Genomic DNA, 7,339 nt, shown 5'->3' on the forward strand with positions numbered 1-7,339 from the left:
CGCTCGCGGCAGGCGCGGCGCCGTTGCCCGCCTACTCGGCCAACCTGCAACGGACGTCGGTGTCGGGCCTGTCGTCCGGCGGCTTCATGGCCGCGCAGTTCGACGTCGCGTATTCGAGCCGGCTGATCGGCGCGGGCATCGTGGCCGGCGGCCCGTTCTACTGCGCGGGCGAAAACGCGCTGATCCTGCCGGCGATCGCCGCCACCACGCGCTGCATGCAGCCAATCGGCCCCGCACCGTCCGCGGCCGTCGCGTGGCACGACGCGCAGATCTTCGCGCAGCGCGGCGAGATCGACGACCCCGCGAACCTGCGCCGCCAGCGCATCTACGTGTTCAGCGGCGCGAAGGATACGGTCGTGCTGACGCGCGTGGTCGACGAAACCGCGCGCTTTTACGCGCTCGCGCAGGTGCCCGCCGAGAATCTGCTGTATCAGCGTCATCCGGGCGCCGGCCACGCATTCATTACGAATCGCACCGCCGATGCCGCGTGCAGCACGAATGCGAGCCCGTACATCGACAACTGCGGCTTCGAGCAGGCGCAAGACATCATCCACTGGATCTACGCGACGCCCGACAAGCCGCTCAACCCGCCAGCCACGCACGCGGGCGGCAGGCTGCTCGCGTTCGACCAGCGCGCATTCGATCCGCAGCGGCACGCGTCGCTCGACGACACGGGCTACGTCTATGTGCCCGCCGAATGCGAGCGCGTGTCGTGCGCGGTGCACGTCGTCTTCCATGGCTGCGTGCAGAACGTCGCAACGGTCGGCGAACGGATGATTCGCGACGTCGGCTACAACGAGGTCGCCGACACGAACCGGCTGATCGTGCTCTATCCGCAGGTCGCGAAATCAACGTTCAATCCGCTGGGCTGCTGGGACTTCTGGGGCTATACGAGCGCCAATCCGATCAACCCGGGCTTCTACCGCCGCGACGCGCCCCAGATGGCCGCCGTGATGCAGATGGTGCAACGCCTCGGCGCCGCCCGGCCGTGAGCCGCGCGCCGTCGCCAACCGCCGTTGCGCGGCCACGCATGCAACGGCCGCGCGCGACGGCGCGTGCCGCCGTCGCATGCGCGCGGGTAAACCGTCATCGCGCATGCGTAGCACCTGATGCTTCGCACCACGTGCAACCGCAGCAGATCGCTTGTGTCACCTTCACGCGGTAGAGAAAAACATTCCACACAACGCGGAAAGTCCATGCGTTTTTGGAAACACTTTCCCTTTTGACAAAACTAAGATTGCCCTCAGTCGTTCAGCATTCGTGGTCGCCGGATCCGCATCGACGATGCGCCCGGTCTACAACACTCACAAGCCGCACGGGCAATCATGAACAGCATGCTTGAACTCTTCGCCGCGCATCGACACACGTTCGACACGAACGCGACGCGCAGTTCCGTTTGCCGCGCAGCGCGACCCGCTTACGTCGCCGCCTGCTCTTCGACACCTCGCATCGGTGACTGGCCCGCACCACCGCTCGCCGCACCGATTTCCCGCGCCGCGTAAAACGCAGCCCCACGCGGCCCCACACAGCCCAACACGCAGCCCGCTTCCCGCCCACGGCGACGCCGCCCGTCGCCGCGGACGCGCACACCCTGAATTTTTCGACGACAACCACGGAGACAACCATGAAACACCTCACCCCGACGCTCAAGCAAGGATTCGCCGCCGCGCTGCTCTGCGTGGCAGCCGCCACGTCGCACGCGGCGGACCTGCTCGACACCGTCAAGCAGGCCGGCGTGCTGAAGATCGCCCTCGAAGGCACCTACCCGCCGTTCGACTACCGCAATGCCGATGGCCAGCTCGAGGGCTTCGACGTCGACGTCGCGAAAGCCGTCGCCGCGCGTCTCGGCGTGAAGCCGCAATTCGTCACGACCGAATGGAGCGGGATTCTCGCCGGGCTGCAGGCCGGCAAGTTCGACGTGATCGTCAACCAGGTCGCGATCACGCCGTCGCGCAAGCAGGCGCTCGACTTCAGCCAGCCGTACGTGTATTCGTCCGCGCAGCTGCTGCAGCGGCAGAACGACGCGCGCGCGTTCAAGTCGCTCGACGAGCTGAAGGGCAAGAAGGTCGGCGTGACGATGGGCAGCAACTACGTCGATCTCGTGAAGAGCGTGCCTGCGGTCGACCTGCAAGTGTATCCGGGCACGCCGGAAAACCTGCGCGACCTCGCGGCCGGCCGCATCGACGCGGCGGTCAACGATCGCCTGATGCTCAACTACCTGATCAAGAATTCGCACCTGCCGCTGCGCCCCGGCTCCGTGCTCCCGGGCGGCGAAGACCAGATGGGCATCCCGTTCCGCAAGGGCAATCCGAAATTCGCGAAGGCGATCGACGACGCGATCGCGTCGCTGCAGCAGGACGGCACGCTGAAGAAGATCTCGATGCAGTGGTTCGGCACGGACACGTCGAAACCGCTGACGCAATAAAGCAATTAAGCAGTAACGCAATCCGCCCCGGGCCCGCGCGCGCGATCGCGCAGCCCGTCCGGCAAACAATCAGGAGACACGTGATGGAAGCATTCGATCTGGTCGTTCACACGCTGCCCGTGCTGGTGAAAGGCGCAGTTCTCACGCTGAAGTTCGCGGTCGCGTCGATGGTGCTCGGCCTCGTCGTCGGGCTCGCGATCGCGATCATGCGGATCGGCAGCAACCGGCTCGCGGCGGGCCTCGCGCAAGGCTATGTCAGCGTAATGCGCGGCACGCCGCTGCTCGTGCAGATGTTCGTCGTCTATTACGGGCTGCCCGATCTCGGCATCACGCTCGATCCGACGACGGCCGGCATCTTCACGCTGACGCTCAACGCGGCCGCCTATCTGTCGGAAAGCATGCGCGGCGCGATCCTCGGCATCGGCCGCGGGCAATGGGCGGCCGCGCACAGCCTCGGCCTCACGCATGTGCAGACGCTGCGCTACGTCGTCTGCCCGCAGGCGCTGCGCCTCGCGGTGCCGAGCCTCGGCAACACGCTGATCAGCCTGATCAAGGACACGTCGCTCGTCTCCGTGATCACCGTGACCGAGCTGCTGCGCTCGACGCAGGAAGTGATCGCCGCGACGTTCCAGCCGCTGCCGCTCTATCTCGCGGCCGCCGCGATCTACTGGGTGCTGAGCACGCTGCTCACGCGACTGCAGGGCCGCGTCGAGACCCGGCTCGCGCTGCCGAGCGCGCATTGAACGCGTGCACGTCATTCAACCCGACATCGACGATGGACAGAACATGATTACGCTCGACAACGTATCGAAGTGGTATGGCAAGCATCAGGTCCTCGCGGATTGCAGCGCGGCCGTCTCGAAAGGCGAAGTGGTCGTCGTGTGCGGGCCGTCGGGCTCGGGCAAATCGACGCTGATCAAGACGATCAACGGCCTCGAGCCGTTCCAGAAAGGCAGCATCACCGTCGACGGCACGCGGCTCGGCGAGCCGTCCGCGAAGCTCGCGCAATTGCGCGCCCGCGTCGGCATGGTGTTCCAGCACTTCGAGCTGTTCCCGCACCTGTCGATCACCGAGAACCTGACGCTCGCGCAAATCAAGGTGCTCGGCCGCCGCAAGGACGAGGCGACCGAGAACGGCCTGAAGCTGCTCGACCGCGTGGGCCTCAAGTCCCACGCGCACAAGTATCCGGGGCAGCTGTCCGGCGGGCAGCAGCAGCGCGTCGCGATCGCACGCGCGCTGTCGATGAACCCGGTCGCGATGCTGTTCGACGAGCCGACCTCCGCGCTCGACCCCGAGATGATCAACGAAGTGCTCGACGTGATGGTCGAGCTTGCGCGCGACGGGATGACGATGGTGTGCGTCACGCACGAGATGGGCTTCGCGAGGAAGGTCGCGCACCGGGTGATCTTCATGGACCAGGGCGCGGTTGTCGAGGACGCGGCCAGCGACACGTTCTTCGCCGCGCCACGCTCCGAACGCGCACGCGACTTCCTCGACAAGATCCTGCACTGACCGCGCGGCGGCCGCTTCGAGCCATTTTGGACCGCTTCGAACCGCTTCGAGCCGCTTCGCCCCGATTCACCGACGACCCAAGGACACCATCTTGACTCTCCTGCATTCGACCGACACCGTTCTCGCCCACGAAGGCCGCACGCACGGCCAGCCGGGCTCGCCCGTGAACCCGCCCGTGTACCGGCAATCGACGCTGCTGTTTCACGGCACCGATGCGCTCGACGCCGTGCGCGGCACGCCGCTCGCGTACGGCCGCCACGGCAGCCCGACCACGCGCGCGCTCGAGAAGGCGCTCGCCCGCCTCGAAGGCGCGCACGCGGCGCTGCTGACGCCGAGCGGGCTCAGCGCGATCACGACCGCGCTGCTCGCGGTGCTGAACCCCGGCGACCATCTTCTGATGACCGATTCCGCGTACGACCCGACCCGTTCGTTCTGCCAGGAGACGCTCGCACGGCTCGGCATCGAGACGACCTACTACGATCCCGCGATCGGCGAAGACATCGCCGCGCTGATGCGGCCGAACACGCGCGCGGTGTTCACCGAATCGCCGGGCTCGCTGACCTTCGAGGTGCAGGACATCCCGGCGATCAGCCGCGTCGCGCACCGGCACGGCGCGGTCGTGCTGCTCGACAACACATGGGGCACGCCGCTGAATTTCCGCTCGTTCGCGCATGGCGTCGACGTATCGATCCACGCGGCAACGAAATACATCGCCGGGCATTCGGACGTACTGATGGGCGCGATCCTGACGACCGAGGCGCTCGCGCCGAAAGTCACGCGCTTCTACCGGCAGCTCGGGATGACCGTCAGCGGCGACGACGCGTATCTCGCGCTGCGCGGCCTGCGCACGCTGTCGGTGCGGCTCGAGCGGCACCAGCGCAATGCGCACGCGTTGACCGAATGGCTCGCGAAGCAGCCGGAGGTCGCGCGGATCCTGTATCCGGCGCGGCCGGGCGATGCCGGCCACGCGCTGTGGCAGCGCGATTTCACGGGCGCGTGCGGGCTGTTCGGCGTGGTGCTGCATCCGCAGCCCGACGACGCCGTGCGCGCGCTGCTCGACGGGATGACGTGCTTCGGCATGGGCTACAGCTGGGGCGGCTTCGAGAGCCTGATCATCCCGTCCGATCCGTCGCGCAACCGCACCGCGACACGCTGGGCGGCCGAAGGCCCGCTGCTGCGGATTCATGCGGGCCTCGAGCATCCTGACGACATGATCGCCGACCTCGATGCCGGCTTCGCGAGAATGCGCGCCGCCGCGCTCGCGGAAGCCTGATATCCGGCGAGGCGGTGCCGCACGTCACACGGGCCGCACGAGCCGCGCGGGCCGCCTCGCGTCACGCTTTCTTCAACGTTCGACCCTCAACCATAGCGAGACAATCATGAAAGACACCCTGTTCATCCTCCGCCCGGGCTTTTTCAAGGACTCCGAAGGTCCGTTCTACTGCGGCGATTCCGTGTCCGTCGAAGGTCTGCTGAGCTTCTATCCGCAGCTGCGCGACGCGGTCAATGTCGAATACGTCGACGCGCCGCGGCCGCGCGAGCCGATCGTCGCGCTGATCGGCGAAGGCAACCAGTCGGCGCCCGTGCTCGTGCTCGGCGAAAAGCAGACGCCAAAGGACGGCGCGATCGGGCTGCGCGAACACAACGGCCGGCGCTTCATCGATTCACCGGCCGATATCCGGCAGTATCTGTCGTCGCAGTACGGGATCGCGCACGTCGCGTGAGTGCATGAGTGCGTGAAGCCGACTGACAGCGAAACGCCATGACGAACGCCGTGGATCGCGAGGTCCGCGGCGTTCGTCCAAGCCTGGGCGCAGCAGGCGTCAACCCGCCCTGCGCACCGGCACGCCGCGCGAAAAATACTTCGCACCCGCGACGCACCCGACGACGACCATGGTCACCGCGATCATCGACGCCGGCACCGTCTCGTGCAGCAGCACGGCGGCCAGCACCAACCCGAAGAACGGCTGCAGCAACTGCAGCTGGCCGACGCCCGCGATGCCGCCGAGCGCGAGCCCGCGATACCAGAACACGAAGCCGATCAGCATGCTGAACAGCGACACGTACGCGAGCCCCCACAACGCGGCCGCGTCGACGCCGTCGAACGACACGGGCCGCGTGATCCACGCGAGCGGCAGCATCACCGGCAGCGACAGCACCAGCGCCCACGAAATCACCTGCCAGCCGCCGAGCTGGCGCGACAGGCGCGCGCCCTCCGCATAGCCGAGACCGCACGCGACGATCGCCGCGAGCATCAGCCCATCGCCGACCGGCGACGCGTCACCGCCGTTGCGCAACGCAAACGCGGCGACTGCGCCGCTGCCGACGAGCGAGAAGATCCAGAACGGCAGCCGCGGCCGCTCGCCGCCGCGCCACACGCCGAACAGCGCGGTCGACAGCGGCAGCAGCCCGACGAACACGATCGCATGCGCGGACGTCACGTGCTTCAACGCCAGCGCCGTCAGCAACGGAAAACCGACCACGACCCCGAGCGAGACGATCACCAGCGACACGGCTTCCACCCGCGTCGGCCGCCGCTGCTTCAGCGCGACGAGCAGCAGCAGGCCGAGCGCGCCGGCGATCGTCGCGCGCGCGAACGTCACGAACAGCGGATCGAGGCCCTGCACGGCGACCCGCGTCGCAGGCAGCGAGCCGCTGAAGATGATCACGCCCAGCAGCCCGCTGAGCCATCCGTCGGTGTTCTTTTGCATCGGAATTCCATATTGATCGAAGATATCCGATGATCCGCCGCCGGCCGAAAGCGCGTAAGCTACAGCGCAATACAATTCCGACAAACTGTACTGGACAAACGACCGTACAGTTCAGCCAGCCATGACCCGCACCGATCAGAACCTCGTTCCGCCCGCGCCGTCGCGCACGCGCGTGGAAACCGTGATGGACACGCTGCGCGCGCGGATCGCGAGCCGCGCGCTGATGCCCGGCGCGCGGGTGCCGTCGATCCGGATGATGGCCGACGCGCTGCACGTGTCGAAATCGACCGTCGTCGACGCGTACGAACGGCTCTCGAGCGAAGGCGTGCTCGTCGCGCGGCGCGGGTCGGGCTACTACGTGTCGGGGCATGCGCCGCCGCTCGTGCTCGCGGATCTCGCGCCGCGCCTCGACCGCGAACTCGATCCACTGTGGCTGACGCGCCAGTCGCTCGAAACCGGCGCGGCCGCCGCGAAGCCGGGTTGCGGCTGGCTGCCGTCGTCGTGGCTGCCCGACGACAGCCTGCGCCGCGCGCTGCGCGCCGTGTCGCGCGACGAATCCGACGTGCTCACCGACTATGCGACGCCGCTCGGCCTGCCCGCGCTGCGCCAGCAGCTCGCGTGGCGGCTCGCGCAGCATGGCGTGCAGGCGGATCCCGCGCAGATCGTGCTGACCGACGGCGGCACGCACGCG

At 67.6% G+C, this 7,339-nt stretch carries 8 protein-coding genes; 7 read left to right on the top strand and 1 reads right to left on the bottom strand.

All coding sequences use genetic code 11. From position 1 onward, the window contains the following. The 6 genes from G3N94_RS30365 to G3N94_RS30390 all read left to right on the top strand — a co-directional run. Positions 1-992: poly(3-hydroxybutyrate) depolymerase (locus G3N94_RS30365; RefSeq protein WP_205796697.1), on the top strand; the 992-nt coding region annotated here is incomplete at its 5' end. Between the two features lie 632 nt (positions 993-1,624). Next, complete coding sequence (locus tag G3N94_RS30370; RefSeq protein ID WP_205796699.1) at positions 1,625-2,425, top strand: transporter substrate-binding domain-containing protein; 801 nt, start codon at positions 1,625-1,627, stop codon at positions 2,423-2,425. Positions 2,426-2,508: 83 nt separating this feature from the next. Then, positions 2,509-3,168, top strand: a complete 660-nt coding sequence (locus tag G3N94_RS30375) for an amino acid ABC transporter permease (protein WP_205796701.1) — start codon at positions 2,509-2,511, stop codon at positions 3,166-3,168. A 43-nt stretch (positions 3,169-3,211) separates the two neighbouring features. Further along, positions 3,212-3,937, top strand: a complete 726-nt coding sequence (locus tag G3N94_RS30380) for an amino acid ABC transporter ATP-binding protein (protein WP_205796703.1) — start codon at positions 3,212-3,214, stop codon at positions 3,935-3,937. A 91-nt stretch (positions 3,938-4,028) separates the two neighbouring features. Continuing rightward, a complete protein-coding gene (metC, locus tag G3N94_RS30385; protein WP_205796705.1) occupies positions 4,029-5,210 on the top strand; it encodes a cystathionine beta-lyase in 1,182 nt (393 codons plus the stop codon). A gap of 106 nt (positions 5,211-5,316) precedes the next feature. After that, positions 5,317-5,661 carry a DUF3088 domain-containing protein gene (locus tag G3N94_RS30390; protein WP_205796708.1) on the top strand — a complete coding sequence of 115 codons (345 nt, stop codon included), beginning with the start codon at positions 5,317-5,319 and terminating at the stop codon, positions 5,659-5,661. Positions 5,662-5,760: 99 nt separating this feature from the next. Here the strand turns inward: G3N94_RS30390 and G3N94_RS30395 are convergent, their stop codons facing one another. Then, on the bottom strand, positions 5,761-6,648 hold the full coding sequence (locus G3N94_RS30395) for a DMT family transporter (RefSeq protein WP_205796711.1): 888 nt from the start codon (positions 6,646-6,648) through the stop codon (positions 5,761-5,763). A gap of 121 nt (positions 6,649-6,769) precedes the next feature. On the opposite strand from G3N94_RS30395, the gene G3N94_RS30400 reads away from it, so the two are divergent. After that, a partial coding sequence (locus tag G3N94_RS30400) for a GntR family transcriptional regulator (RefSeq protein WP_205796714.1) occupies positions 6,770-7,339 on the top strand: 570 nt, incomplete at its 3' end.

Source organism: Burkholderia sp. Ac-20353, assembly GCF_017104785.1.
Taxonomy (GTDB): domain Bacteria; phylum Pseudomonadota; class Gammaproteobacteria; order Burkholderiales; family Burkholderiaceae; genus Burkholderia.

Bases quoted from the DNA above. Each gene is read 5' to 3' on its own strand.
- G3N94_RS30370 (WP_205796699.1), top strand. From the start codon at position 1,625: ATGAAACACCTCACCCCGACGCTCAAGCAAGGATTCGCCGCCGCGCTG.
- G3N94_RS30375 (WP_205796701.1), top strand. From the start codon at position 2,509: ATGGAAGCATTCGATCTGGTCGTTCACACGCTGCCCGTGCTGGTGAAA.
- G3N94_RS30380 (WP_205796703.1), top strand. From the start codon at position 3,212: ATGATTACGCTCGACAACGTATCGAAGTGGTATGGCAAGCATCAGGTC.
- G3N94_RS30390 (WP_205796708.1), top strand. From the start codon at position 5,317: ATGAAAGACACCCTGTTCATCCTCCGCCCGGGCTTTTTCAAGGACTCC.
- G3N94_RS30395 (WP_205796711.1), bottom strand. From the start codon at position 6,648: ATGCAAAAGAACACCGACGGATGGCTCAGCGGGCTGCTGGGCGTGATC.